This window comes from Kribbella sp. NPDC003557, from assembly GCF_040610805.1.
GTDB lineage: Bacteria > Actinomycetota > Actinomycetes > Propionibacteriales > Kribbellaceae > Kribbella.
Genome location: NZ_JBEXMY010000002.1, coordinates 617,981 through 641,890 on the forward strand (window position 1 = coordinate 617,981; position 23,910 = coordinate 641,890).

General features: G+C 68.5%; 27 protein-coding genes. 12 read left to right on the plus strand and 15 right to left on the minus strand.

Annotated elements, in window-relative coordinates; all coding sequences use genetic code 11:
- Nucleotides 1–161 precede the first annotated feature (161 nt).
- A complete protein-coding gene (locus tag ABZW60_RS08830; protein ID WP_355475157.1) occupies nt 162–656 on the plus strand; it encodes a hypothetical protein in 495 nt (164 codons plus the stop codon).
- 54 nt (nt 657–710) lie between these two features.
- Here ABZW60_RS08830 and ABZW60_RS08835 read toward each other — a convergent pair whose 3' ends face one another.
- Nucleotides 711–1,337: a TetR/AcrR family transcriptional regulator gene (locus ABZW60_RS08835; protein WP_355475158.1), complete on the minus strand. Its 627-nt coding sequence runs from the start codon at nt 1,335–1,337 to the stop codon at nt 711–713.
- A gap of 63 nt (nt 1,338–1,400) precedes the next feature.
- On the opposite strand from ABZW60_RS08835, the gene ABZW60_RS08840 reads away from it, so the two are divergent.
- Together ABZW60_RS08840 and ABZW60_RS08845 are read left to right on the plus strand one after the other, a co-directional pair.
- The gene (locus tag ABZW60_RS08840) at nt 1,401–2,081 is read left to right on the plus strand and encodes a molybdopterin-dependent oxidoreductase (protein ID WP_355475159.1); all 681 of its coding nucleotides are present in this window, start codon (nt 1,401–1,403) and stop codon (nt 2,079–2,081) included.
- On the plus strand, nt 2,078–2,686 hold the full coding sequence (locus tag ABZW60_RS08845) for a DUF2867 domain-containing protein (RefSeq protein WP_355475160.1): 609 nt from the start codon (nt 2,078–2,080) through the stop codon (nt 2,684–2,686). The genes ABZW60_RS08840 and ABZW60_RS08845 overlap by 4 nt, the downstream gene beginning before the upstream one ends.
- Before the next feature lie 54 nt (nt 2,687–2,740).
- Here ABZW60_RS08845 and ABZW60_RS08850 read toward each other — a convergent pair whose 3' ends face one another.
- The 3 genes from ABZW60_RS08850 to ABZW60_RS08860 are packed head-to-tail and all read right to left on the minus strand — an operon-like array spanning nt 2,741 to nt 5,040.
- Entirely contained in the window at nt 2,741–3,580 is an 840-nt protein-coding gene (locus ABZW60_RS08850) for an aminoglycoside phosphotransferase family protein (RefSeq protein ID WP_355475161.1), read from the minus strand.
- 18 nt (nt 3,581–3,598) lie between these two features.
- Nucleotides 3,599–4,246, minus strand: a complete 648-nt coding sequence (locus ABZW60_RS08855; RefSeq protein WP_355475162.1) for a response regulator transcription factor — start codon at nt 4,244–4,246, stop codon at nt 3,599–3,601.
- Nucleotides 4,243–5,040 (minus strand): histidine kinase, encoded by a 798-nt coding sequence (locus ABZW60_RS08860; RefSeq protein ID WP_355475163.1) that lies wholly within the window; start codon nt 5,038–5,040, stop codon nt 4,243–4,245. The genes ABZW60_RS08855 and ABZW60_RS08860 overlap by 4 nt, the downstream gene beginning before the upstream one ends.
- A 108-nt stretch (nt 5,041–5,148) precedes the next feature.
- Between ABZW60_RS08860 and ABZW60_RS08865 the strand changes: the two genes are divergently transcribed.
- From ABZW60_RS08865 to ABZW60_RS08880, 4 genes are read left to right on the plus strand one after another with little or no spacing between them, the layout of a single operon-like run.
- On the plus strand, nt 5,149–5,850 hold the full coding sequence (locus ABZW60_RS08865) for an ABC transporter ATP-binding protein (RefSeq protein ID WP_355475164.1): 702 nt from the start codon (nt 5,149–5,151) through the stop codon (nt 5,848–5,850).
- A complete protein-coding gene (locus ABZW60_RS08870; RefSeq protein WP_355475165.1) occupies nt 5,847–8,165 on the plus strand; it encodes an FtsX-like permease family protein in 2,319 nt (772 codons plus the stop codon). The genes ABZW60_RS08865 and ABZW60_RS08870 overlap by 4 nt, the downstream gene beginning before the upstream one ends.
- A gap of 16 nt (nt 8,166–8,181) precedes the next feature.
- The gene (locus ABZW60_RS08875; protein ID WP_355475166.1) at nt 8,182–8,649 is read left to right on the plus strand and encodes a nucleotidyltransferase family protein; all 468 of its coding nucleotides are present in this window, start codon (nt 8,182–8,184) and stop codon (nt 8,647–8,649) included.
- An 8-nt stretch (nt 8,650–8,657) separates the two neighbouring features.
- A complete protein-coding gene (locus ABZW60_RS08880; RefSeq protein WP_355475167.1) occupies nt 8,658–9,413 on the plus strand; it encodes a class I SAM-dependent methyltransferase in 756 nt (251 codons plus the stop codon).
- Here the strand turns inward: ABZW60_RS08880 and ABZW60_RS08885 are convergent.
- Complete coding sequence (locus tag ABZW60_RS08885) at nt 9,408–10,253, minus strand: nitroreductase/quinone reductase family protein (protein WP_355475168.1); 846 nt, start codon at nt 10,251–10,253, stop codon at nt 9,408–9,410. The two genes, ABZW60_RS08880 and ABZW60_RS08885, sit on opposite strands and share 6 nt — an antisense overlap.
- 106 nt (nt 10,254–10,359) lie before the next feature.
- Here ABZW60_RS08885 and ABZW60_RS08890 point away from each other — a divergent pair, with 106 nt between their 5' ends.
- The gene (locus ABZW60_RS08890) at nt 10,360–10,896 is read left to right on the plus strand and encodes a TetR/AcrR family transcriptional regulator (protein WP_355475169.1); all 537 of its coding nucleotides are present in this window, start codon (nt 10,360–10,362) and stop codon (nt 10,894–10,896) included.
- Between the two features lie 224 nt (nt 10,897–11,120).
- Here the strand turns inward: ABZW60_RS08890 and ABZW60_RS08895 are convergent, their stop codons facing one another.
- The 7 genes from ABZW60_RS08895 to ABZW60_RS08925 form a co-directional block, all read right to left on the minus strand.
- Nucleotides 11,121–12,023, minus strand: coding sequence for a carbohydrate ABC transporter permease (locus tag ABZW60_RS08895; protein WP_355475170.1), 903 nt, complete (start codon nt 12,021–12,023; stop codon nt 11,121–11,123).
- The gene (locus ABZW60_RS08900) at nt 12,016–12,954 is read right to left on the minus strand and encodes a sugar ABC transporter permease (protein ID WP_355475171.1); all 939 of its coding nucleotides are present in this window, start codon (nt 12,952–12,954) and stop codon (nt 12,016–12,018) included. The genes ABZW60_RS08895 and ABZW60_RS08900 overlap by 8 nt, the downstream gene beginning before the upstream one ends.
- Nucleotides 12,951–14,225, minus strand: coding sequence for an extracellular solute-binding protein (locus ABZW60_RS08905; RefSeq protein ID WP_355475172.1), 1,275 nt, complete (start codon nt 14,223–14,225; stop codon nt 12,951–12,953). The genes ABZW60_RS08900 and ABZW60_RS08905 overlap by 4 nt, the downstream gene beginning before the upstream one ends.
- Before the next feature lie 160 nt (nt 14,226–14,385).
- Nucleotides 14,386–15,639 carry a hypothetical protein gene (locus ABZW60_RS08910; protein WP_355475173.1) on the minus strand — a complete coding sequence of 418 codons (1,254 nt, stop codon included), beginning with the start codon at nt 15,637–15,639 and terminating at the stop codon, nt 14,386–14,388.
- A complete protein-coding gene (locus ABZW60_RS08915) occupies nt 15,636–16,046 on the minus strand; it encodes a hypothetical protein (protein WP_355475174.1) in 411 nt (136 codons plus the stop codon). Before ABZW60_RS08915 ends, ABZW60_RS08910 begins: the two co-directional genes overlap by 4 nt.
- Before the next feature lie 99 nt (nt 16,047–16,145).
- Nucleotides 16,146–16,337, minus strand: coding sequence for a hypothetical protein (locus ABZW60_RS08920; protein WP_355475175.1), 192 nt, complete (start codon nt 16,335–16,337; stop codon nt 16,146–16,148).
- A 9-nt stretch (nt 16,338–16,346) separates the two neighbouring features.
- Nucleotides 16,347–17,402, minus strand: coding sequence for a substrate-binding domain-containing protein (locus ABZW60_RS08925; RefSeq protein WP_355475176.1), 1,056 nt, complete (start codon nt 17,400–17,402; stop codon nt 16,347–16,349).
- Between the two features lie 76 nt (nt 17,403–17,478).
- On the opposite strand from ABZW60_RS08925, the gene ABZW60_RS08930 reads away from it, so the two are divergent.
- Entirely contained in the window at nt 17,479–18,096 is a 618-nt protein-coding gene (locus tag ABZW60_RS08930; RefSeq protein WP_355475177.1) for a DUF624 domain-containing protein, read from the plus strand.
- A 60-nt stretch (nt 18,097–18,156) separates the two neighbouring features.
- On the plus strand, nt 18,157–19,644 hold the full coding sequence (locus ABZW60_RS08935; protein WP_355475178.1) for a DHA2 family efflux MFS transporter permease subunit: 1,488 nt from the start codon (nt 18,157–18,159) through the stop codon (nt 19,642–19,644).
- Between the two features lie 6 nt (nt 19,645–19,650).
- Here the strand turns inward: ABZW60_RS08935 and ABZW60_RS08940 are convergent, their stop codons facing one another.
- On the minus strand, nt 19,651–20,067 hold the full coding sequence (locus ABZW60_RS08940) for a hypothetical protein (protein WP_355475179.1): 417 nt from the start codon (nt 20,065–20,067) through the stop codon (nt 19,651–19,653).
- 153 nt (nt 20,068–20,220) lie between these two features.
- On the opposite strand from ABZW60_RS08940, the gene ABZW60_RS08945 reads away from it, so the two are divergent.
- Together ABZW60_RS08945 and ABZW60_RS08950 are read left to right on the plus strand one after the other, a co-directional pair.
- Entirely contained in the window at nt 20,221–22,707 is a 2,487-nt protein-coding gene (locus ABZW60_RS08945) for a Tex family protein (RefSeq protein ID WP_355475180.1), read from the plus strand.
- Between the two features lie 58 nt (nt 22,708–22,765).
- Nucleotides 22,766–23,311: a dihydrofolate reductase family protein gene (locus tag ABZW60_RS08950; protein WP_355475181.1), complete on the plus strand. Its 546-nt coding sequence runs from the start codon at nt 22,766–22,768 to the stop codon at nt 23,309–23,311.
- Here ABZW60_RS08950 and ABZW60_RS08955 read toward each other — a convergent pair.
- Nucleotides 23,287–23,493, minus strand: a complete 207-nt coding sequence (locus tag ABZW60_RS08955; RefSeq protein WP_355475182.1) for a heavy metal-associated domain-containing protein — start codon at nt 23,491–23,493, stop codon at nt 23,287–23,289. The genes ABZW60_RS08950 and ABZW60_RS08955 overlap by 25 nt on opposite strands.
- The gene (locus ABZW60_RS08960; protein WP_355475183.1) at nt 23,490–23,819 is read right to left on the minus strand and encodes a nuclear transport factor 2 family protein; all 330 of its coding nucleotides are present in this window, start codon (nt 23,817–23,819) and stop codon (nt 23,490–23,492) included. Before ABZW60_RS08960 ends, ABZW60_RS08955 begins: the two co-directional genes overlap by 4 nt.
- Between the last annotated feature and the right edge of the window lie 91 nt (nt 23,820–23,910).

Here is a 23,910-nt window from a genome sequence, read left to right on the forward strand (position 1 = left end):
CCGCAGGTCAGAGGGTGGTTTCGGGCTCTACAGGGATGAGCTGTGAAGAAGGCCGGTCGCAGCCGCGATCGGCATTCTTCTCGTTTCGGTGTCCTGTCAGTCCGCAGCCATACCTGCGAGCCTGGGACCGCACGAGACCTCGAGCACCAGGAGGAGGAGCGATGTCCGAGGAAACGTTGGAGCGCGTGGTTCAGGAGGCTCTGACTCGCGACGGGATCACCGATGAGGTGATCGCCGCAGGCCAGTTCAACCCCCGCGGCCAGACCGGCTCGCTCTTCGCCGGCGGTTTGGTGGGCGGCAGCTTGGGCGAAGTCGGTGGCTCGGTAGGCAAGGCCGTCGGTAACGTCGCGGGCGGGATCGGTGGCATGCGCGCGAACGCGGCCGCCCACGGGATGCCCGAGTTCATGCTGGTCGGAGTGACCGCCGACGGGGTGTACGGCTTCGAGGGCCGGTCGCGCAGCAAGGAACCCGGCGCGATGGTCTTCAAGGTCTCGAGGGCAGGGCTGGAGGTGAAGGTCCACCAGCGAGTGAACGTCAGGGTGCTCGAGCTGATCCATCCCGAGACCAACTCGCGGATCGAACTCGAGGGCGGCAGGCTGCCGCTGACCCACTCCAAGGACGTGATCGAAGAACTGGTTCACAGCGACACCGACTAGCTGGGAGGCGCAGAGGACACGCCTGAACACTATTCCGAGAACATGGAAACCGTGTCACGAGTTCGGATGAGGGTCGCCTGTGGTGTTTGCCGCCCGTACGCCGCGCAGGATGACGTCCAGCACCACGTCGGCCTCGGCGCGGGCGGCCTCGGGATCTGCGGCACGGGCGATGTAGAGGGCTGAGCCGTAGAGACCGCCAAGTGCGACGTGCGCCAGTACGTCGAGTCCGACGCCAGGCAAGACGTCGCTGTCGACCAGCGGCGTCAGCACGGTCCGCAGCATCGGTAGCTCGACGCCTTCCGTGCCGCTGTCCCACGCGCGGGCGGCCAGCACGGTCACGCTGTCGATGATCACGATCCGCCGGAACGCCGGGAGCAGGCAGGCATCGAGGAACGCGGACAGGCCAGCTCGAACCGCCGCCCACGGATCCTCCTCGGCCAGGGCCGCGGCCATCACCGCCCCCGCGGTCTCCTCCAGCACCACGTCGTAGACCGCCTTGAACAGCGCGTCCTTACCGCTGAAGTGGTGGTAAAGAGCGCCCTTCGCGAGACCCGCGCGCTGGACGATGTCGTCCATCGCGGTCGCCGCGTAGCCCTGCTCGACGAACCGCTCGCGCGCGATCCCGACCAGCAGCTCCCGGGTTGCCTCCGCCTGCCGTTCCCGCAGCTTCTTGACAGTCACCCGATCAGCATAAAGACTGACTGTCGGTCGGTGACCGACCGTCGGTCTGTGAAGGAGGTCGTCATGTCGCCACTTCCGCCCGGACAACGCCGGGTCGAGGGGTTCCCGCGCTTCGGCACCCACCTGCATCGGCCGCCGCCCGCGGTGCCGGACGATCCGCAGATCGCGATCAGCGGCGTCGTGCGCAAGCCGTCGGAGGTGCGGCTGCCGGAGCTCGCCACACTGCCGCGGCACGAGATCGTCGCCGACTTCCACTGCGTCTCCGGCTGGACGGCGACCGACCTGCGGTGGGAGGGGGTGCGGTTCGCCGACTTCTTTCGCACCTTCGTCGAGCCGGCGCTCGACGCCGAGGTCTCCGTCAGCCACCTGGCGTTCGTGGGTCTGGACGGGATCAGCTCCGTGGTCGAGTCACAGGACGCGCTGGCCGCCGACGTCCTGCTCGCGGACCGTGTGAACGGGCACCCGCTCGGCGGCGATCACGGCGCGCCGATCCGGCTGGTCAGCCCGGCACAGTACGGCTACATGAGCATCAAGCACCTGTGCGGGATCGAAGTGTGTTCCACGCTCCCGGCAGATCGCCTCGATCGAGGCATCATCGGCCGGCTGATCGAGGCCCATCCGCGGGCTCGGGTCCGAAACGAAGAGCGCCACGGCCACATCCCGGGATGGCTGATCCGGCCGTTCTACCGGCCGCTGATCCGCCCCATCCGCGCCCTCTGCGCGAAAGGAACGCAGGACCGATGAGACTCCCCGACGACGTGCTGAAGACTCAGGACTGGATCATCGACGACATCGTGCCCGACTTCGAGGTCGAGGACGTCTGGGCCCTCCCGGTCGAGGGCGGCGCGGACGACTTTCCAGCTGTCGTCGAGAGGCAGCAATCCCTCGACTTTCCGGCGTCCGGGCCGCTGCCGGTGCGCTTGCTGTGGGGCATTCGCGACCTGCTCGGACGCGCATTCGGACTCGGACGCATTTCGACGTCCGCGGACGCCGCCGGCGCCTGGCCACCCGTTCCCGGCACCGGCGAACCGTCGCTGCTCGCGCGGGTCCCCGAGGACCTCCGCGACAAGTCCCCGGCAACGCATTTCACCGACAAGCCGTTCCGTCCCCTGTACCGCACCCACACCGAACTCGCCGATGAAATCTCCAACCGGACCATGTACGGCGTGATGCACCTGGCCTGGGCGGATCAGGGAAACGGCTGCTACCGCGCGCAGATGACCGTCTACGTCAAGCCGCGCGGCACCTTCGGCAAGGCGTACATGGCGTTCATCAAGCCGTTCCGCTATGCGATCGTCTATCCGGCGCTCATGCGGCACTTCGAACGAATCTGGTCCCAACAGCACTGACGAGCGAATCTCTGCCCCCGTCAGCGCGCGACATGAGGGCCTCCCTGGTGTTTGTCAGGGGAGTTGTTGGAGGGCCTGGCGTAGGAAGTTGTTGCGGCGGGTGGTGGCTGTGGGGTTGTAGAGGGTAGTGGGGGTGTTCAGGGCGGCTACTGCGTCCCAGTAGGCGACATGGTGGGCTGGGGTGTCGGCTGCTTGTTGCCAGCCGGTCAGGACGTGGGTGGGGGCTTCGGGGCCGAAGCTGATGGCTGCTTGTTTGCGGAGTTCGGAGAGGTCTACTCCGGGGGCGCCTACGCCGGCTGTCTTCCAGTCGATGAAGGCTCCGACGCGGTTGTCGGTCCAGACGAGATTGCCGGGCCACACGTCTCCGTGGAGGAAGACGGTGGTCGCGACGGGTCGGCCGTGGGCCGTGATCAGGGTGTCGGCCTGGGAGAGCAGCGGTGTGGTCGGCATACGGCCTGTGCGCCGGTCGAGGGCGAAGTCGTCTACGGCTATCGGTCGTGGGCGGAACGGGAGGTGCTCCTGCGGGTCCAGTTCCAGGCTGTGGAGTTGAGCCAGGGCGGCTCCGGCGGCGCGGAGGCTTTCGGGGGTTCCGGCTGACCAGGTGGACGTGCCGGGTACGAGGGTCTCGACGGTGGCCGGGACTCCAGCTTCGGAGCCGGATAGATCCGCAGCGATGAGTCGTGGGGCGGGTAGGTGGTGTTGGGCGGCTACCTGTAGAGCGGCGGCGGCCGTCGCGATCATGGGCGCCTCGATGCGTGGCGTCGGTGCGCGCAGGACGTACTGGGCGCCGGCGGCGGTGACGCGCCACGGGCCCTGGTCGTCGTGGAGTGGATGGACCTCGAGCACAGAGCCGATCGCTGCGGCGGCCCAGGTCAGCAGTTGGCTTTCCCTCATGGCCGAGCTTACGTCGGGTCAGTGGTCGCCTGGGGTTATCAGGCCGGTTTCGTAGGCGAGGACTACGGCTTGGGAGCGGTCTCTGAGGGTTAGTTTGGCGAAGATTCGGGCGGCGTGGGTTTTGACGGTGGCTTCGCTGAGGGTGAGGGCGGTGGCTATTTCGGCGTTGGAGAGGCCTTGGCCCATCAGGGTGAGGACTTCCAGTTCGCGGGGCGTGAGGGTCGACAGGTCGCGGTGAAGGGTAGGGGCGGGGGTGGCGAAGCGTTCTACCAGGCGACGAGTGATGGAGGGGGCGAGGAGGGCGTCGCCGGTGGTGACCAGGCGGACGGCGGATGCCAGGTGTTCGGGGGTCACGTCCTTGAGCAGGAAGCCGCTGGCGCCGGCGGCGAGGGCTGCGTAGACGTACTGGTCCAGGTCGAAGGTCGTGAGGATCAGGATCCGGCAGGTGGTCGGGGTGGAGAGGATGCGGCGGGTGGCCTCCAGGCCGTCCATGGTCGGCATGCGGATGTCCATCAGGACGACGTCGGGGTGCAGGCGGCGGACGGCGTCCACGGCTTCGACACCGTTCGCGGCCTCGCCGACGACCTCGATGCCGCGGGCGGAGAGGATCATCCGGAAGCCGGTCCGGACCAGGGCCTGGTCGTCCGCGATCACCACCCGCGTCACGGGCGCTCCAGCGGGAGCTTGGCGCGGACGCGGAATCCGCCGCCGAGGCGTCGGCGGGCGTCGAGTTGGCCGCCGTACACGGCGACGCGTTGCTTGAGCCCCAGGAGCCCGCGCCCTTCGCCATCGGACGCGACCGGGCGGCCCCCGGTGAGGACGCTCGGACCGGTGTTGAGGATCTCGACCCGGAGCGCGTGAGGCGCGTAGCGGACGGTCACCTCGGCCGTGTGCCCTTCGCCGTGCTTGAGCGCGTTGGTGAGCGCCTCCTGGATGATGCGGTACGCCGTGACGTCGACGCCGGCCGGCAGCGGGACCGGGTCGCCGGAGATCCGCACCTCGACGGGCAGGCCGGCAAATGCGATGCGGTCGATCAGCTCGCTCAGACGGGTCAGGCTCGGCTGCGGCGACAGGGCGTCCTCCTCGACCCCGTCCGCCTTCGGTGCGAGTACGCCGAGCAGATGCCGCAGCTCGGCCATGGTGTCGCGGCCCGCGGCTTCAACCGCGAGCAGAGCGGCCTCCGCCTCGTCCGGTGAGGTCGCCAGCACCTGCCGAGCGGCGCCGGTCTGGATGACCATGACGCTGACGTTGTGGCTGACGATGTCGTGCAGGTCGTGGGCTATCCGCGCCCGCTCGGCGTCGACCGCCTTCCGCGCCGCGGTCTCCCGTTCCCGCTCCAGCAACCACCCACGCTCCTCCAACGCACGGGTGTGAGCACGCCGAGCGCGTAAGCAGAAGAACGCGAGCACACCAGCCACCACAGCCAGCAGCGCCACCAGCAACCACATCACGAGATCCACTGTCCCAAAGAATGCCCAGCAGGCCGTACATCTCCAGGATGACAAGGCCCGCACTTTAGCCCGGCAGGCTGACGTCAGCGACCGTTCGGCGGCTCTAGCGTGAGGAGCATGACGGAGGACAACGGACAGGCGGTCGTACAGCTCACGGCCGTACGCAAGGAGTACGGCGAATCCGCCGCGCTCGACGGGGTGTCGCTGGAGATCCACGCCGGTGAGGCGGTCGCGGTGATGGGACCGTCCGGCAGCGGCAAGTCGACACTGCTCAGCATGGTCGCCGGGCTGGACCGGCCGACATCGGGATCCGTCGTGGTGCACGGCGACGACCTGGGCACGCTGGACGAGAAAGGGCTGGCGCTGTTCCGGCGCCGGCGGATCGGGATGATCTTCCAGTTCTTCAACCTGCTGGACGACCTGTCCGCCCTCGACAACGTCGCGCTGGCCGCACAGCTCACCGGTACGTCGGCCGCGCACGCCCGGAAGCGTGCGCTCGAGCTGTTCGAGGAGCTGGGCATCGCCGGCCGCCGCAACACCTACCCCGCGCAGCTGAGTGGTGGTGAGCGCCAACGAGTAGCAGTCGCCCGCGCACTCATGAACCGCCCGGCCATACTGCTCGCCGACGAGCCGACAGGCGCTCTCGACACCAAGGCGGGTGAGCAGGTGATGGACCTGCTCCTGGACCTCAACCAGATCGGTCAGACGCTCCTGCTGGTGACACACGACCAGCAGCTCGCAACACGCTGCGCCAGCCGGGTCATCGACTTCGTCGACGGACAGATCGCCGGAGAACGCAGCCTGGAGCGTACGCCGTGAGCGCCGTCTGGCCGGTCGCCCGAGCAGCGGTACGACGGCGGCGCGTGCAGACCCTGGTGATCGCCGTGGTCGTGCTGCTCTCCACAACGATGATCGTGGTCGCACTGGGCCTCCTGGCCGCGTCGAGCGGGCCGTTCGACCGCGCGTACTCGAAGCAGAGCGGGGCGCAGCTCACAGCGTCGTACGACCGCAGCAAGGTGACCGACGCGCGACTGACCGAGGCGGCGCGGAGTGCGGCCGCTGTCGCCGGGCCGTTCGCACAGGCAACGCTTGAACTCGACCGCTCCCAGATGATGGATTCCCTGGCGACAGTGGGTCGCGCTGACCCAGGTGGTCCGGTAGACCGGCTCAACGTGTGGCAGGGGCGCTGGGCAACCAAGCCGGGCGAGATCGTGCTCAACCGAAACCCGATCAACAAAGAGGGCCGCGGGGCCCCGCAACTGAACGGCACTGTGACCGCGGGCGGCCAGACGCTGACCATTGTCGGGTTCGCGTACAGCGTGAGTCAGTCGGCCGAAGCGTGGGTCACACCCGAACAGATGAACTCACTGCACCCAACTGCGACGCAGATGCTCTACCGCTTCGCACACGCTGCGACCAACGCCGACGTCACGGCGGGGCAGCAGGGCGTGACGGCAGGTCTGCCCGCCGATGCTCTCATCGGCACGCAGTCGTACCTGGCGTTGCGGGCGATGGCAGCGGGCGAGCCCAACACGTTCGTACCCTTCTTGATGGTGTTCGGCTGGCTGGGGCTCGCTGTCGCCGTACTGATCGTGGCCAACGTGGTCAGCGGTGCAGTGGTCGCAGGGTTCAAGCACATCGGCGTGTTGAAGTCACTGGGCTTCACGCCGACGCAGGTCATGACGGTGTACCTGGGGATGATCTCCATCCCGGCCGTCGTCGGTTGCGCCGGCGGTGTCGTCCTCGGCAACGTCCTCGCAACGTCCCTGCTGACAAGGGCTTTCGAGAACTACGGCGCCGGTGGCCTGGGCGTACCGATCTGGGTCGACGTGGCCACGCTCCTCGGCGTACCTGCTCTGGTTGCATTGTCGGCCTTGTTGCCGGCCCTGCGAGCACGCAGCCTGTCGGCAGCTCAGGCCATCAGTGCGGGCAGCGCGCCACGGGCTGGACGAGCGCTGCGGGTGCAGCGGTCGCTGAGTGGGACCCGGCTGCCGCGAGCCGTCAGTCTCGGGCTGGGGCTGCCCTTCGCTCGTCCTGGACGTACGGCGCTGACACTGGCGGCTGTGGTGCTCGGGGTGACCAGCGTGACGCTGGCTGTGGGGCTGGGGAAGTCACTGACGACCTACCAAACCGCTGCGAGTCGAGCGGGAGCTGTTGACCTGACAATGATCGCCGGCCCGAACAGCACCGAGGGCGAGCCGCCACCGGGTGCACCCCCTGGCGCCAAGCTGACTGACGCCGAGGACGAGGCCGTACTGCGGGCGGCGCCCGGTGTGACATCCGTGGCGGCCAGCACGGACCTGGGTATGCGGCTGCCGGGCGCGCAGGCCGACGTACGGGTCTCGTTCTACCGCGGGGACTTCGATCAGCTCGGCTTCAGGATCCTGGCCGGCCGCTGGTTCGACGGTCCGGGACAAGTCGTCGTGTCGGAGCGGTTCCTGCGCCAGCGTGGGCTGGCTGTCGGCGACACGATCACCCTGCAGTCGAAGGGCAAGAGTGTCCGGGCGCAGATCGTCGGCAAGGCGATGTACAACTCCGGCGACGAGGTGCTGTCCAACTGGGCGACGCTCGCGTTGATCGCACCTGAACTCCGGGCCAACGTGTACGAGGTCAACGTGAAGCCGGGGACCGACCTGGACGCCGTCGTCCAAGCGGTGCTGGCGAAAGACTCAGGTCTGGCGGAGGGAGAAGGTCAGGACCCAGGCACGTTCGTGGCCGTCGTTCTGGCGACGGTAGTACTGCTCACGCTGATGCTGGGAACCGTTGCGGCGCTTGGTGTGTTCAACACGGTCGTCCTCAACACCCGCGAACGCCGTCGCGACCTGGGCATGCTCAAGTCGATCGGTATGACGCCCGCGCAGGTGACGGTGATGGTCGTGACGTCGATGACCGCACTGGGCGCCGTCGGTGGTCTGCTCGGCATCCCACTGGGTGTCCTCGCGCACCGCCTGGTCGTTCCTGCCATGGCGAACGGCGCCCAAATCGAGCTGCCGGACTTCATGCTCGAGGTATACCCTGCGGGACTGCTCGCCCTGCTGGTCCTCGCCGGCATCGTGATCTCCGCGGCCGGCGCCTACTTCCCGGCCCGCGCCGCCGCCCGCACCACGATCGCCGAGGTCCTCCACAACGAGTAGGACTGGAGATCGCGCAATGACACCGGAACGGGTACTGAGGCTCCTCGACGCACTGGACCCACTGGACGTCTGGGTGGACGGCGGCTGGGGCGTCGACGCGCTGGTCGGGCGACAGACCCGGCCGCACGGGGACCTCGACCTAGGAGTGGCCAGGCCGCAGCTGGATCAGGCCGTCGAGGTGCTGGAAGGTCTGGGGTACGCCGTGACCGACGCCCGCTTCGTGCAGGTCACCGTGCAGCTGACGCATGCAGCTGAAGGGCATCGGGTGGACCTGCATCCGAGTACGCCGGTCGACGGCGGCACCGAGCAGCTCGACTTCGACGGGAACACGTACCTCATCCCACGGGCCGTCGAAGGGCGGATCGGCGGGCGCCCGGTGCGCTGTATGCCGCTCAGTGCGCAGCTCCGGTCGCACCAGGGCTACGAGCTCAGGCCGGTGGACCTGCACGATATGCGGTTGCTCGAAGAGCTCGGGTCGGGCTGACTTAGGGCATGGACGAGGTCGTCGCGGGCAATCGGGTGGTGTGGGAGCGGGCTTCTCAGAAGCACGTCCACGAGTACGACGAGTTGCTGGAGGAGGCCCGAGGGGACGAGCAACTGTTCGCGCGGGAGCGAGAGTTGCTGGCGCCGGTGCTGGCGCACAGCCCTGTGGTGGTGCACTTCCAGAGTGGCCACGGGCTCGACGACGTGGCGCTGGTGAAGGCGGGCGCCGAACGCGTCGTCAGTGTCGACTACAGCTCTGTGGCCGCCGGCGCTGCGCAGCGGCGAGCCCATGACCTGGGCGTGAACTGCCGGTACGTCGTGGCCGAGGTGCCCGGCGTACCGCTCAAGGACGCGTCGGCCGATCTCGTGTACACCGGCAAGGGCGCGCTGATCTGGATGCGCGACATCGACGCGTGGGCACGGGACGCGGCCCGGGTGGTACGGCCGGGTGGCCACCTCTTCGTGTACGAGGCGCACCCAGCCGTACCACTGTGGACCTGGGACCAGGACGAGCCGCGGATCCGACCCGACCGGAGCTACTTCGCCGAGTCGCACATCAACGACACGTTCCCGGGCAACGGGGCCCAGGAGTGGCAGTGGACACTCGGCCAGATCGTCACTGCGATCAGCAAAGCCGGTCTACAGCTCCAGGTCCTCGAGGAGTACGCCGAACCCTTCTGGCGGCCGCAGGACGACACAACGGCCGCTGCGTGGTCCGGCCGGCTCCCCAACTCCTACGCGCTGCTGGCCCAACGACCGCTATAGGTACGGCAGGAGCTCCGCCTCCTCGCGGTCCAGGTGCGCGTTGAGCTGAGCGATCAGCTCGTCCACCTGGGCCAGCACATCCGGAGCACCGACCAGACGCTTCAGCTCGTCGAGCAGTACGGCGATCTGGTCGTGCTCCGCCTGGAGTACGGCGATCACGTCGGCCAACTCCGGGTGCTGCTCCACCAGCGACGGGAACAGCATCGTCGACTCGCCGGTGTGGTGGTAGTGCAGGCCGTGGCAGACGGTCAGGCAGTTGATGCGCAGCTGCGCGCCCAGCGTGCCCGAGGTTGCGACCTCATGCCGGATCAGAGCCAGCTCGCGCCGGAACGCCGCGTGGATGGTCTTCAACGCCTCGGCGAACGAGCCTCCGGCGTGCGGCGGCGGCCCCGGCTGCTGGACCAGCGCGACGACCGGGATGGTCCTGGTCGTGCGCTGCTGGTACTCGCCCCAGCCGGCGTCCGCCTCGACGAGTCGCGCGAACACCTCGTCGCGCTCCGCGTCCCGCAGTACGACCGCCGTGGCCGGATAGGCGAACAGCCCCAGGTCGATGTGGACCTCGGGGTTGGCCAGCAGGTTGTGGTACCAGTCCGGATGCTTCGGACTGCCGCCGGCCGAGCCGACGACCAGGACGCGGTCGCCGTCCGGGTAGTACCCGAGGATCGCGGTGCGCGATTGGCCGGTGCGCGCGCCGGTGGTTGTCAGGAGCAACAACCGGGAGTTCTCGAAAGGGCCGCCGACCAAGCCGTCGTTGGCCTTGAACTCCGCGATGAGTTGTGCGGTGAAATCGTTCAGGATGAGCTTCTCTCTGGTGTCGTGAAAGGGGGTTGTCGCAGACATCAGAGAAGCGGGGCGGGGCCCGCGCGGCGCTCAGAACGCAGCCGGGGACCCAACTCGGTAATGGCTCGAAGCCGACCCGGCAGTCACGTCGGCGATACTACCGTACGTGTCCTTGCCCGATCGGCTCGTCCAGGCCGGGGTCGAACTCCTCGAGGAGGACGGCCTCTCCGAGCTCACGCTGCGCGCGATCGCGCGCCGGACGGGGGTCTCGCACGGGGCACCCCGCCGGTACTTCCCGACCCACAACGCGCTGCTGGCCGCCATCGCCGCGACCGGCCTGCAGGATCTGGCCGCCCGGCTCGAGCCCGACGGCGACGGACCGCCCGAGGAACAACTGGTGGTCGCCGCGCGCAAGTACCTGGAGTTCGCCGCCGAGCGGCCCGGCATGTTCGACCTGATCTTCCGGCACGACCTGCTGGCCGGGGCCGGCAGCAACCTCCGAGCGACCTCGCTGCCGCTGTTCCGGACCTTCGTCGAGCTGGTCGCGCAGCTGCGCCCGACCGACGCCGAACTCCGCGCCACCGCCCTGTGGACGAACCTCCACGGCCTCGCCACGCTCCGCGCGACGAACGCCCTGGAGCTGCTCGGCACGACCGATCTCGAGCCGATGATCAGGTACGTCGTCCACAGCCACGTGCACTGATTCGTTCACGGACCGTCGCCGGACGCATGCGAAAGGAAATCGTCGCGCGAATCGGCGAAAAAACCTCATGATTGTTGTAACGAGGGCCACACTCCGCCGATAAACGGGTGAGCGACCCGGCGGGGGGACCGAGTGGGAAGCTCCGGTGCTTCTTCGGGATCACCGCATGTGGAGGGGGCCTCGCAGGTGCTCACCCGGGGCGGGGTGAGCACCTGATCGAGGATTCAGCCCTTGATGCCCACGTTCGCCATTCCTTCGACGAACCGCTTCTGGGCGAACACGAACAGCACGATCATCGGCAGCGTCGCGAGCGCCGTACCGGCCATCAGGTACGGCCACTGGATCTCCGCCGGGTTCTGGGAGAAGATCGCCAGCCCGAGCTGCAGCGGCCGCAGCTCGTCGGACGTGGTGATCATCAACGGCCAGAGGAACCCGTTCCAGGCGGCCTCGATCTGGAACACCGCGATCGTGATCAGGGCCGGCTTGATCAGCGGCGTCATGATCCGCCAGAAGATGCCGAACTCACCCAACCCGTCCACCCGGGCGGCCTGCGCCAGCTGGTCCGGCAGCGACACGTAGAACTGCCGCGCCAGGAACGTGAACAGCGGCGCCGCGCCGAGCGGGATGATCAGGCCCCACCACGAGTTCAGCCAGCCGATCCCGCCCTGGCCGATGATGTTGTTGCCGCCGAACAACGGGATCGACTTCACGATCAGGAACAGCGGCACCAGGATGATCTGGAACGGCACCAGCAGCAGCACGATGAAGTAGTTCAGCAGCGCCTTGCCGCCCCGCAGCGGCAGCTTCGCCAGCGCGTACCCGGCCGTCGTACAGACCGCCAGCGTGAACGCCGTCTCGCCGACCGCGATGAACAGGCTGTTGCGGAAATACCGCAGGAACGGCGCGGTCTGCATCGCGTCGACGAAGTTCCGCCAGCGCAGCTCGCCCGGTAACCAGCCGAACTTCGCGATCTCCAGGTTGCTCTTGAACGCGGTCAGCAGCATCCACACGAACGGCGTGATCATCAGGATCGCGCCGACCGTCAGGACGACGTACAGCAGGATCCGGCCGGGCCGGAGCGCCGACGGCTTCGCCGAGCGCACGGCCGGCAACGAAACGCTAGTCATTGGCATCCGCCTTCTGGAGCAGGCGCCCGACGCCGATGAAGAGCGCGATCACGATCATCATGATCACGGTCTCGGCGGACGCGTAGCCGAGTTTCAGGTCCTGGAAAGCGTTCTGGTAGATGTCCATCACCAGCACCCGGGTCTCCGAACCGGGCCCGCCCTGCGTCATCACGTACACCAGGTCGAACACCTGGAAGGTACCGACGATCGACGTGATCAGGACGAAGAACTGGACCGGGCCGATGGCCGGCCAGGTGACGTTCACGAACCGTTGCCAGCGGCCCGCGCCGTCCAGCTCGGCCGACTCGACCAGGTCCCGGGACACGCCCTGGAGCGCGGCCAGGTAGATGATGATCTTGGTCCCGAGGCCCTGCCAGATGCCGACCACCATCAGCGACGGCAGCGCCGTGGCCGGGTCCGCCAGCCAGCGGTTCGGCGCGAAACCGAACAGGCTGAGGAACCCGTTCGCCAGGCCCGAGCCCGGGTTGTAGATCCACAGCCAGATCGTGGCCACCGCGACGGTCGCGGTCACGGTCGGGATGTAGAACGCCGTCCGGAAGAAGCCGAGGCCGCGGATCTTCTGGTTCAGGCCGATCGCGACCGCCAGCGAGATCGCCATCGAGACCGGGATCACGACGATCGCGTACAGCACCGTGTGCCACAGCGAGGCCAGGAAGTCGACGTCGCGGAACAGGTCGGCGTAGTTGCCGAAACCGACCCAGGCCCAGGTGTCACCGAAGCTGTAGTCGGTGAGGCTGAGCACCAGCACCGCGATCACCGGGATCACGATGAAGACGCCGGAGTGCAGCAGCGCGGGCGCGAGCAGGGCCCAGCCCGCACGGGCCTGGCTGCGGAGCAGCGTGCGACTGTCCTTCGACGGGCTCACCTTGCGCGGCGTGGCGAGTGCGGGACGTTCAAGAGTTGTACTCATCGGGACTGTCCTGCCAGGTTGTGCAGCACCTTGGCGGGATCCTTCTGTCCGAGGACCGCCTGGGTGAGCTGGATGTCGAAGTTGCCGCGCATCTCGAGCCAGTTCGACGGCACTTCGTTCTCGTTGACCGCGTGGACCAGGCCGTCGGCGACGAACTGGCTGAGCGGGTTGGACTTCGCCTGCGGCGAGTTGCTCGCGTCCTTGTAGGCCGGGATCTTCTTGTTCAGCTTGGCCAGCGCGTCCAGCGTCGCCGGCTTGGTCAGCGTCTGGATGAACGACCAGGCCGCGTCCTTGTGCCGGCTCCGGGACCCGATCGACGCCAGGTCACCACCGACGTACTCGATCTCCTTGCCGCTGTTGAAGCGGAAGAACCTCAGGTCGTCACAGTTCTTCTGGCCGATGCCGTCCGCGGAGCAGTCCACACCGCCGTTGACGATCCCCATCGCGGCCTCACCAGTGAGCACGAGTGGTTGCTGGGCCGCGTTCGCCTGGCCGTACGGCTGCACGTTGTTGATCATCGACTTGATCCACAGCAGCGTGTCGAGGCCCTTCTGGTTGTCGAAGTTCGGCTCGCCGTTGACGTACAGCGGCGTACCGGTCGAGGCCAGGAAGGTCGTGAACGACTGCCGGAAACCGGTCGCGGACGCGAGATCGAACCCGCTGCGGGTGATGTTGCCGTCCTTGTCCCGCTTGGTGAGCTTCTCGGCCGCCACCTTGAGCTCGTCCAGCGAAGCCGGCGGCTTGTCCGGATCCAGGCCGGCCTCGCGGAACGCGCTCTTGCGCAGCGCGACCGCCCGGGCGTCCGCGATCAGCGGGTACGCGTACAGCTTCTTGTCGTACGTCACCGCCGGGATCAGCGCCGGGGTGCTCTTCTCCTTGATGTAGTCGGGCGTCACGCCGTACTTGCCGAGGTCCTCGAAGATGTTCTTCGACGCGAACGGCTGCACCCAGCCGACGCCGGTCACCATCACGTCGTACGGGATGCCGGCCGCGATCGAGGTGGACATCTTCTCGTTGAGGTTCTTGTAGGTCGCGAAGTCCGGCTCGACCTTCATCTTCGGATAGGCCTTGTGGAAGTCGTCGACGACCTTCTGGAACTCCGCCTTGCCCTTCGCACTGGGCGGAAAGGACGGGAGCAGCACCCGCAGCGTCCCGGTCGCCTCGGCCGGGGGCACGCCGTCCGTGCTCTTGTCGATCACCCCGCTGCCACAACTACTGACCACCACGCTGAGCGCGGCGGCCAGCAGGGTCAGTCCCACTCCACGTCTCACAGGGGAACTCCTTCGCTGACTGGTTCAGCCGGGGCCCACGACCCCTAAGTGCAGCGAAAGTATGGGAAAGGGCTTTCCTCGTCAATACCCAAGCGCTCGAATGATCACATTCGATCAAGACTGGAACGAGACCGATCAAAGTTCCGGCTGGCAGCCCTCATCAGCGCCGCGCCTCAGGCCCCTGCCGCTCAACACCGGCCGCAGCCGCCCCCGCGCCCCGAGCCCCCTGCCGATCAACACTCAACCGCCCAGCCACCCGCAACGGAGGCCCAGACAACCCGACCCGCGCCGCCGCGGCAATATCCGGCGGCAACTCAGGAGCCGCCGGACCACCTTGAGCGCCCGAGGCCGCGGGCGACGTTTTGGCGGTCGGCCCGGCCGGACCAGCTTGAGCCGCGGGGGCCACGGGAGTGGCTTGAGGAGTTGGACCCGTTTGCACGTCCGAGGCCGGCGAAGCCGTGCCTGCCGTTGCCGCCGACGCTGTCTGAGCGGCCGGGGCAGCCGCGGGAGGGTGTGGTCCGCCACCGCGGCCCGGCTGCGTGGTGCGCTGCTGCCCGGCCTGCACCCCCCGCTGAACCTGACGATCCGGCGACGGCATCTGCCACTGCTGCTTCAGCCGGCTCATCACCTTCGAACCCTCGACCGCAGCTTCCAGACCGATCGCTCGCCGCGCGTCCGCGTCCGCGCTCTTGGGCAGCTTCTCCACTCGACCGAACCCGGCGCTCATCGCGTTCGCTATCTGCCCGATGGCTTGCTCCCGCTGGTCTTCCGGGATCATCCCGGGCAGGCGGCTGTTGTCGTACATCGCCGCAGCGGCCACCTTGAACTTCTGATCGGCAGGTACGACGGCCAGCCGGCCAATGAGCTCATCGCGCTGCACTCCGGACTTACGCTCGATCGTCTCGGCGAAGGCCTCCACCGCGGGCGTGTACTCCTTGTAAACCTTCGGGCTCTTGACGTCCTTGATTCCCGGCGCGATCTGGTCGACCCCGAGCTCGTCGATGTAGTCGTCGAGAACCTGGTGCGAGTAGAGCTCGGTCACACCCTCCTCGAGCGGGCGAACACCGGGACGGGTTGCCATCGCGTTGTACGACTGCGAATGCTCGCGGCCCTCCGACGCGAGGAGATGCACGTTCTCGTGCAAGACGACCCGCAGGGCGTCGCGGTACCCGACGAGGTCAGCACGATCCTGCATGTGCACCCGCGCGTTGCGAAACATGTCTTTGAGGCGCTCGTCCACGTGGCGCGGGTTGTACGAGATCGAGTTGTCCCAGTTGGCCGTACCGCCGAGGTCACTCTGGCGCGCGATCGGCGCTCCGTAACGCCCATTCCATGACGAGTGATGAGCACCCGAGATCCGCACGGCAGCATTCGCCTGCTCGCGCATCAGCTCCTGAAAGCTGGTGACCTTCATTGCATGAGTCGCAAAGCGCCGATCTGCATGTGGAGTGTGTGCTCGTAGTCCCCGATCGCCACCTTCTCGTCCGGATTGGCGCCAGGTGAGAGTCGCTCGAGGGCCCGCATCCCCTCCTCGGCACGGGCCAGGCGTTCGGCTACTGTGCCGTCGTCGCGGACAGCCTCGGCGTACACCTCGCGCGCCAGCACGATGATCTCCGACGGAGGTTCGGCGGGCTCTCGGGCGAGGATGCTTTCGATTCCCGTGACTTCCAGGAGGGCGTCTTCCCGGTCGTCCTCGTCGTCGATCTGGGCAGCCAAGGCGTGCAAGCGGGCGACGTCGGCGGTCAGGTCCCGGTCGCCTCGGCCGTTGAGGATCACCTCGAACACCCGCTTGTACTCGGGCTTGAACTCGGCGTACTCCATCGATTCCTCCCCGTGGCGCAGTCCTCTGACTTTACCCGCCGGCGGTGCAGGCATGCTTCGCACGATCCACAGGGCTGCGTATCAGCTCCCGGAAGCTCGTCACCTTTGTTGCATGAGGTGCACAGCGCCGGCCTGCATCCGGAGAGTGTTTTCGCGGTCGTCCTCGTCGTCGATCTGGGCTGCCAGGGCCGAGAGTCGTGCGGCGTCCTCGGTCAAGTTCCGGTCTCCGCGAGCGTTGAGGATTGCCTCGTAGACCTGCTTGTACTCGACCTCGAACTCGGCGTACTCCATCGCCCTTCCCTATCTGTCGGCGGTGCCGCAGGAGGTGCGGATGTTGAGGGTGGGGAGGAGGCTTAGGTGCTGGATGGGGGTGGTGGGGGACTGGAGTTTGCGGAGGAGGAGGTCGCAGGCGGTTTCGCCGAGGGCGCGGCGGGGTGGGGAGATGGCGGTGAGGGGGACTACGGCCAGGGAGGCGGTGACGTCGTTGTAGGCGATGACTGCCAGGTCCTCGGGGACGCGGAGGCCTAGCTCCATGGCGCGTTCGACCAGGCGGGCGCCGTGTTCGTCGGAGTGGACGAGGACGGCGCGGCTGCCGAAGGACTCGCATTCGGCGAGGAACGCGTCGAGCTGGGCGATCGCGCCGGGGTCGTCGCCGCGCATCGGCAGGTCGACCGGGGAGAGGAACACGTCGACGCCGAGCGCCTTCGCGGCCGACTCGATGCCGCGGCGCAGCCAGTACGCCGTGACCGTGGCCTGCAGGTTGATCGCGATCCGGCGGTGGCCGAGCGCCAGGAAGTGCCGCAGCGCCAGCATCGCGCCGTACGCGTGGTCGGTGCGGACGTGGTCGTACTCGCGGGCCGCGTGCGGGAACCCGAACGCGCGCTCCATCAGCACCACCGGTACGTCGATGTCGTCGAGGCGGCGGTCCAGCCGCTCCGCGTCGCCGTCGCCGAGCGCGGTGCTGATCAGCAGCCCGGCGACGCCGATCCCGAGCACCTTGTCGAGCCGCTCACGCTCGGTCGCCACGTCGTACCCGGAGACGCCGAGCACCAGCCGCGCGCCGTACCGGTCGGCGATCGCCTCGGCGCCGCGGATCACCTCGGAGTAGTACGACGTGGCGCTCGGCACGACGATGCCGATCGTCAGGCGGCTGCCGTGCGTGCCCTGCTCCGCGGTCCCGACGCCGATCGCGCCGCCGTGCACCCGGCGGAGCAGTCCGGCGGAGTCCAGTTCGGCCAGGTCCCGGCGTACTGTGATCGCGGAGACGCCCAGCTCGTCGACCAGGTCGGCCACCCGGAGCCGGCCGTGCCGGCGCAGGCTCCGCAGGATCAGCTCGTGGCGCTCCTGTGCAAGCATGTGATCCCCTGGTCTGTCCGTGATTGTTCGTGATCATACGATCAGGACCCGCCCGTACGGAACGAGGAGGCGATCGGTGGAGAAGGCCGGCCGGACGAGCACCGTGTTGGGAAAGCTGGCGGTCGTCGGCGACCTGCTGATGCTGCAGCTCGTGTTCGTGGTGATCAGCCTGGGGATCCTGACGCTGTTCCCGGCCGCGTTCGCGATGCAGCGGGTGGTGCCGGACGCGATCAGCCAGGAGAAGCCGAAGCTGATGCGGCGGTTCTTCCGGGAGTTCGGCTGGGCGATGAAGCGGTTCTGGCTGCCCGCGTTCGGGCTGTGGGTCGGCGCCGTGATGCTGGCGTTCGGTATCTCGTTCTGGGCGTACGCCGACGGTCCGGTGCGGATCTTCGCGCTCGCGGTGCTGATCCCGCTGACCGGCATGATCCTCGGGCTCTACCTGAGCGGCCTGGCGATCCTGCCGGAGGCGCCGGAGAACGCCACGTTCAAGTCGCTGTTCCGGTCCGCCAACCTGTTCCTGCTGCGCCGGCCGCTCCCGGTGGCCGGCGGGGTCGTCGTCCTGCTCACCTGGTTCGCGCTGGCGTCGCAGCTGCCCACCCTGCTCGTTGTGGGGTCCGGACTGGTGCCCGCGTTGACGGCCTACGCCCTGTCTCGGCCGCGTCGCGAAAAAACTTCTGAAGACGTGTCAATCTGAGTCCTCCTGGTTCGACGTAGAGGTGTAAGGCCCCTACGACGGACTGCAAGGAGAACCGGAATGTACGCGACGACCGACACCCTGGCGACGACGCCGGCCGCGCAGGGCGGCCGCTCGCGCTGGCTGGCCCTCTACACCCTGTGCGCGGGCATGTTGATGATCGTGCTCGACGTGACCGTGGTGAACGTGGCCCTGCCGGCCATCCAGGACGACCTCGGCTTCACCAGCTCCTCCCTCGCGTGGGTGGTGAACGCGTACCTGATCGCGTTCGGCGGCCTCCTGCTGCTGGCGGGACGGCTGGGCGACCTCCTCGGACGGCGGAACGTCTTCACCGCCGGACTGATCGTTTTCACCGCCGCCTCCGTGCTGTGCGGTCTGGCCGGGTCGCAGGAGGTGCTGGTCATCGCGCGGTTCATCCAGGGCGTCGGTGGCGCGCTGACCTCCGCGGTGATCCTCGGCATGATCGTGACGCTGTTCCCCGAGCCGCGGGAGCAGGCCAAGGCGATCGGCATGTACGCGTTCGTCGCGTCGGCCGGCGGGTCGATCGGCCTGCTGGCGGGCGGCGTCCTGACGCAGGCGATCAGCTGGCACTGGATCTTCTTCGTGAACCTGCCGATCGGCGTGCTGACCGTCGTACTGGCCGTGAAGCTGATCGAGAAGGACAAGGGCCTGGGCATCGGCAAGGGCACCGACGTACCGGGTGCGGTGCTGATCACCGCGGCGCTGATGGTCGGCGTGTTCACGATCGTGAAGCCGGCCGCCGAGCTGGGCTGGACCGCTCCGCGGACGCTGGTACTGGCCGCGGTGACGCTGGTGCTGCTGGCCGGATTCGTCGTCCGCGAGGCGACTGCCGCGAACCCGCTGGTGCCGCTGCGGATCTTCCGCTCCCGCACCCTCACGGGAGCGAACCTGGTCCAGGCGCTGTCCGCCTCCGGGATGTTCGGCATCTTCTTCCTCGGCTCGCTGTACCTGCAGCGCGTGCTCGGGTACGACGCGCTGGAGATCGGGCTGGCCTTCCTGCCGACGACCGTGGTGATGGGGCTGCTGTCGGTGAAGTACTCCGAGAAGCTGGTGATGCGCTTCGGCCCGCGGCGGCCGCTGATCGCCGGACTGGCGCTGATCGTCGTCGGGCTGGCCCTGTTCACGCAGGCTCCCGTCGGCGGCAACTACTTCATCCACGTCCTGCCGGTGCTGGCGCTGCTGGGCCTGGGCGGCGGCATCTGCTTCCCGGCGCTGATGGGCCTGTCGATGTCGGACGTGAAGCCCGAGGACGCGGGCCTGGCCTCCGGTCTGATCGGCACCATGGGTGAGGTCGGCGCGGCCCTGGGCCTGGCAGTCCTGGCCACCCTGTCCGCGACCCGCACCGCTTCGGTCGCCGACACCAAGCCGGCCCTGGACGCCCTGACCGACGGCTACCACCTCTCCTTCGCCGTCGCCGCCGCCATCGTCGCCGCTGCCGTAGTCATCGCCGCCACCATCATGCGCCCGGCGAAGCAGCCGACCACGGAGCAGACCGACGACGACAACCTGGTCCTCGAAGCCGCCTGACCTGCCTTACAGAGGCTCCCCGCGTCCATCAGGTCGCGGGGAGCCTGCTGTACGTCGGCGACGACCGACCCGAGCGGCCATCACGACCAGCGCCGCCAACCCGAGAGCTGCCAGGAGGCTTGCCTGACGAGGCAGGAGGTAGCTGAAGAACGCCACGCCGCCGCATGTGAACACCAGGAACATGTAGACCGAGCCGAGCACACGCCGCGACTCTAGGCCCGCAGCCACCTGCGCTGAGCCTCCCGGCGCGATTCCTGCGGGCAGCATGATGCCGACCAGAAACACGGCCAGCAGGATCTCTTCCAGGCGGCGCGTAACGCACGCCTGAACAACCGCGACCAGCGGCAGGACCACGTTGACGATCCTGAGCGCCACCGCCGGCGGTTGGGCGTCGGCCTCCATGAACTTGCTGAGCTGCCCCATGCGTCCCCTCCCCGACGCGATGATCCCACGGGTTGTCCACAGGTGGGGGTGGGACGGGTTTCGGGGTGGGGGGTGGGATGGGGAAGGATATGGGGCCTGGCCGGGGCAGACGGCTCGGTGGTTGTTGGGCGTAGAGGGGAACGGACAGTGGTGGTGCAGTCGATCGAGCAGCGGATCGCCGAGGAGCTGGAGGTCGGTGAGAACCAGGTGCGGGCAGCGGTGGCGCTGCTGGACGAGGGGTCGACGGTCCCGTTCATCGCGCGGTACCGCAAAGAGGTCACCGGGATGCTGGACGATGCCCAGCTGCGCACCCTCGAGGAGCGCCTGCGGTATCTGCGGGAGCTGGAGGAGCGCCGGCAGACCGTGCTGGAGTCGATCGAGAGCCAGGGCAAGCTGGACGACGCCCTGAAAGCCTCGATCCTGGCGGCGGACACCAAGTCCCGCCTGGAGGACATCTACCTCCCGTTCAAGCCGAAGCGCCGGACCAAGGCGATGATCGCCCGGGAGAACGGTCTCGAGCCGCTCGCCGACGGGCTGATGGCCGACCCGGACGTCGAGCCGATCGCCGCGGCCGCGGTGTTCGTGAATGCCGAGGTCCCGGACCCGCAGGCGGCGCTGGACGGCGCCCGGGCGATCCTGGTCGAGCGGTTCGCCGAGGACGCCGACCTGATCGGCGAGCTGCGCGAGCGGCTCTGGGACCAGGGCCGGCTGGCCTCGGCGGTGCGTGAGGGCAAGGAGACCGAGGGCGCGAAGTTCTCGGACTACTTCGAGTTCGACGAGCCGTTCACGAAGATGCCGTCGCACCGGATCCTCGCGCTGTTCCGCGGCGAGAAGGAGGACGTGCTGACGGTCACCGTCGAGCCGCTGCCGGCGGGCGTCGAGGTCGACGGCCCGACGGAGTACGAGACCACGATCGCCCGCAAGGTCGGCATCGAGAACCAGGGCCGCCCGGCCGACAAGTGGCTGGTCGAGACGGTCCGCTGGGCCTGGCGGACGAAGATCCTGGTGCACCTCGGCATCGACCTGCGGATGCGGCTGCGGCAGGTCGCCGAGGACGAGGCGATCCGGGTGTTCGCGGCCAACCTGCGCGACCTGCTGCTGGCCGCCCCGGCCGGCACCCGCGCGACGATGGGCCTCGACCCGGGCTTCCGGACCGGCGTGAAGGTCGCCGTCGTGGACGCGACCGGCAAGGTCGTCAACACCGGCGTCATCTACCCGCACGTCCCGCAGAACCAGTGGGACAAGTCGATCGCCACGCTGGCCGCGCTGGCGGCCGCGCACAACGTCGAGCTGATTGCCATCGGCAACGGTACGGCGTCGCGCGAGACCGACAAGCTGGCGGCCGAGCTGATCGTGAAGCACCCGGAGCTCAAGCTCACCAAGGCGGTCGTGTCGGAGGCCGGCGCCTCGGTGTACTCGGCGTCGGCGTTCGCCTCCCAGGAGCTGCCGGGCATGGACGTCTCGCTGCGCGGCGCGGTCTCGATCGCCCGCCGCCTGCAGGACCCGCTGGCCGAGCTGGTGAAGATCGACCCGAAGTCGATCGGCGTCGGCCAGTACCAGCACGACCTGCCGGAGAACTCGCTGTCCCGCTCGCTCGACGCGGTCGTCGAGGACTGTGTGAACGCGGTCGGCGTGGATCTGAACACGGCGTCCGCGCCGCTGCTCACCCGGGTCTCCGGCATCACGCCCGGGCTGGCGGACAACATCGTCCAGCACCGGGACGTGAACGGGCCGTTCACGTCCCGGACGGCGCTGAAGGACGTGGCGCGGCTTGGCCCGAAGGCATTCGAGCAGGCGGCCGGGTTCCTCCGGATCCCCGACGGCGACGATCCGCTCGACGCGTCCAGCGTGCACCCGGAGTCGTATCCCGTCGTCCGCCGGATCCTGGACGCGACCGGCTCCGACGTGAAGTCGCTGATCGGGTCGTCGGAGCTGAAGCGGCTGAAGGCGGCGGACTTCGTCGACGACATGTTCGGCCTGCCGACGGTGACCGACATCCTGGCCGAGCTGGAGAAGCCGGGCCGGGACCCGCGGCCGGCGTTCAAGACCGCGGTGTTCGCCGAGGGCGTGGACAAGATCGCGGACCTGAAGCCGGGGATGCGCCTGGAGGGCCAGGTCACGAACGTGGCCGCGTTCGGCGCGTTCATCGACATCGGCGTGCACCAGGATGGTCTGGCGCACGTGTCGGCACTGTCGAAGACCTTCGTCAAGGACCCGCGCGAGGTGGTCAAGCCGGGTGACATCGTCATGGTGAAGGTGCTCGAGGTCGACATCCCGCGGCAGCGGATCTCGCTCACGCTGCGCCTGGACGACGAGGTCGGCTCGGGCGGCCAGGGCAACCGCGGCCAGGGCCGTGGCCAGGGAGGCGGCCAGGGCGGTCAAGGCGGCCAAGGTCAGGGCGGTCAAGGTCGTGGCCCCGGCGGCCGCGGTGGTCAGGGCCGTGGCCCGGGCGGTCAAGGCGGTCGCGGTCCCGGCGGTCAGGGCGGCCGCGGTGGCTCCGGCGGTCAGGGCGGTCAGGGCGGCCAGGGCGGTCGTGGCGGCAACCGGGGCTCCGGCGGTCGTGGCAACCAGTCCGAGACGCCGATGGACGAGACCTCGCTCGCCGACGCGTTCCGCAAGGCGGGTTTCACCGTCCGCTGACGTCGAAGGGTGACGATCGGCTCCGACGTAGCCGGTGAATCCAGCGAGGAGGATCCTGATGCGCGACCTGATCGTCACCCAGAACGTCACCGTCGACGGCGTGATCGAGACCGGTGACTGGTTCGGACCGGCCGACGGCGGCCCGGAGGTGCTGGACGCGCTGCGCGACCAGATGCTGCGCGCGGACGCGTTCCTGACCGGCCGCGTGACGTTCGAGCAACTGCGGGGCTACTGGCCCGCCCAGACCGACGACCCGAGCGGCATAGCGGCGTACCTCAACCAGGTCCAGAAGTACGTCGTGAGCTCGACACTGCACGATCCGGCCTGGACGCCGACCACGATCCTCCGCGGCCTCGACGACGTACGCCGCCTGAAGGACACCGCCGGCGGCGACATCGTGTGCACCGGCAGCATCGACGTCACCCACCAACTGATCGCAGCCGGCCTGGTCGACGAGTACCGCCTCTTCGTCTACCCCACCGTCGTCGGCACCGGCCGCCGTCTCTTCCCGGACGACTCACCGCACCCGCTGACGTTGACCGGCTCCAGGTCCTTCCCGAGCGGCGTCGTCCTCCTCACCTACCGCGGCTCCTCGAGCTCGTAGCCGGCCTGCTCCAACGCGGCGCGGATCGCGGCGGGGTCGACCGGCCGATCCGCGACCAGCGCAACTGTCCCGGTCGGTAGGTCGACCTCGACCGACCGGACACCGGGCAACGCTTCGAGTTCCTCGGTCACGAACCCGACGCAATGGCTGCAGGTCATCCCGAGCACCTTGAACGTCGTCATGCCGCGGTCACGTCCCTCGTGGCCTGCGTCGTCCGGCGCATCCGCCCGTCCGGCGCGAGCTCACCGAACAGGTACACCTCGGTCGCGATCGTCCGCCCGCGGCGCAGTTCCGCGTGGATCGTGAACCGCGCGGCCACCCGGTCCCCGGTGCGGATCGCCTCATGTACCTCGTACGAGAAGGAGACCAGGTTCTTCCGTACCGGGCGGAGGTGGTTGATCAGCCGCTGCCGGTCGAGCGTCACACCGTCGGCGATCTGCACGATGTCGGGCGTGTAGTACCGGTCCACGATCGCGGCCGCGTCGGCCCCCGCGAGCACCTCGCCCACCGCAGCCGTACGGCGATCCTCGACGCGGCTGTCGCCCTGCTCGACGAGCAACCCGACGCCGGACTGGAACGCATCGCCGAGGCGGCCGGCG

Coding starts and splice junctions, on each gene's coding strand:
- ABZW60_RS08880 (WP_355475167.1), top strand. CDS start 8,658: ATGGACGAGGTCGTCGCGGGCAATCGGGTGGTGTGGGAGCGGGCTTCT.
- ABZW60_RS08875 (WP_355475166.1), top strand. CDS start 8,182: ATGACACCGGAACGGGTACTGAGGCTCCTCGACGCACTGGACCCACTG.
- ABZW60_RS08920 (WP_355475175.1), bottom strand. CDS start 16,337: ATGGAGTACGCCGAGTTCGAGGTCGAGTACAAGCAGGTCTACGAGGCA.
- ABZW60_RS08915 (WP_355475174.1), bottom strand. CDS start 16,046: ATGGAGTACGCCGAGTTCAAGCCCGAGTACAAGCGGGTGTTCGAGGTG.
- ABZW60_RS08940 (WP_355475179.1), bottom strand. CDS start 20,067: ATGGGGCAGCTCAGCAAGTTCATGGAGGCCGACGCCCAACCGCCGGCG.
- ABZW60_RS08900 (WP_355475171.1), bottom strand. CDS start 12,954: ATGAGTACAACTCTTGAACGTCCCGCACTCGCCACGCCGCGCAAGGTG.
- ABZW60_RS08950 (WP_355475181.1), top strand. CDS start 22,766: ATGCGCGACCTGATCGTCACCCAGAACGTCACCGTCGACGGCGTGATC.
- ABZW60_RS08845 (WP_355475160.1), top strand. CDS start 2,078: ATGAGACTCCCCGACGACGTGCTGAAGACTCAGGACTGGATCATCGAC.
- ABZW60_RS08850 (WP_355475161.1), bottom strand. CDS start 3,580: ATGAGGGAAAGCCAACTGCTGACCTGGGCCGCCGCAGCGATCGGCTCT.
- ABZW60_RS08840 (WP_355475159.1), top strand. CDS start 1,401: ATGTCGCCACTTCCGCCCGGACAACGCCGGGTCGAGGGGTTCCCGCGC.
- ABZW60_RS08865 (WP_355475164.1), top strand. CDS start 5,149: ATGACGGAGGACAACGGACAGGCGGTCGTACAGCTCACGGCCGTACGC.
- ABZW60_RS08925 (WP_355475176.1), bottom strand. CDS start 17,402: ATGCTTGCACAGGAGCGCCACGAGCTGATCCTGCGGAGCCTGCGCCGG.
- ABZW60_RS08885 (WP_355475168.1), bottom strand. CDS start 10,253: ATGTCTGCGACAACCCCCTTTCACGACACCAGAGAGAAGCTCATCCTG.
- ABZW60_RS08910 (WP_355475173.1), bottom strand. CDS start 15,639: ATGAAGGTCACCAGCTTTCAGGAGCTGATGCGCGAGCAGGCGAATGCT.
- ABZW60_RS08830 (WP_355475157.1), top strand. CDS start 162: ATGTCCGAGGAAACGTTGGAGCGCGTGGTTCAGGAGGCTCTGACTCGC.
- ABZW60_RS08935 (WP_355475178.1), top strand. CDS start 18,157: ATGTACGCGACGACCGACACCCTGGCGACGACGCCGGCCGCGCAGGGC.
- ABZW60_RS08895 (WP_355475170.1), bottom strand. CDS start 12,023: ATGACTAGCGTTTCGTTGCCGGCCGTGCGCTCGGCGAAGCCGTCGGCG.
- ABZW60_RS08955 (WP_355475182.1), bottom strand. CDS start 23,493: ATGACGACGTTCAAGGTGCTCGGGATGACCTGCAGCCATTGCGTCGGG.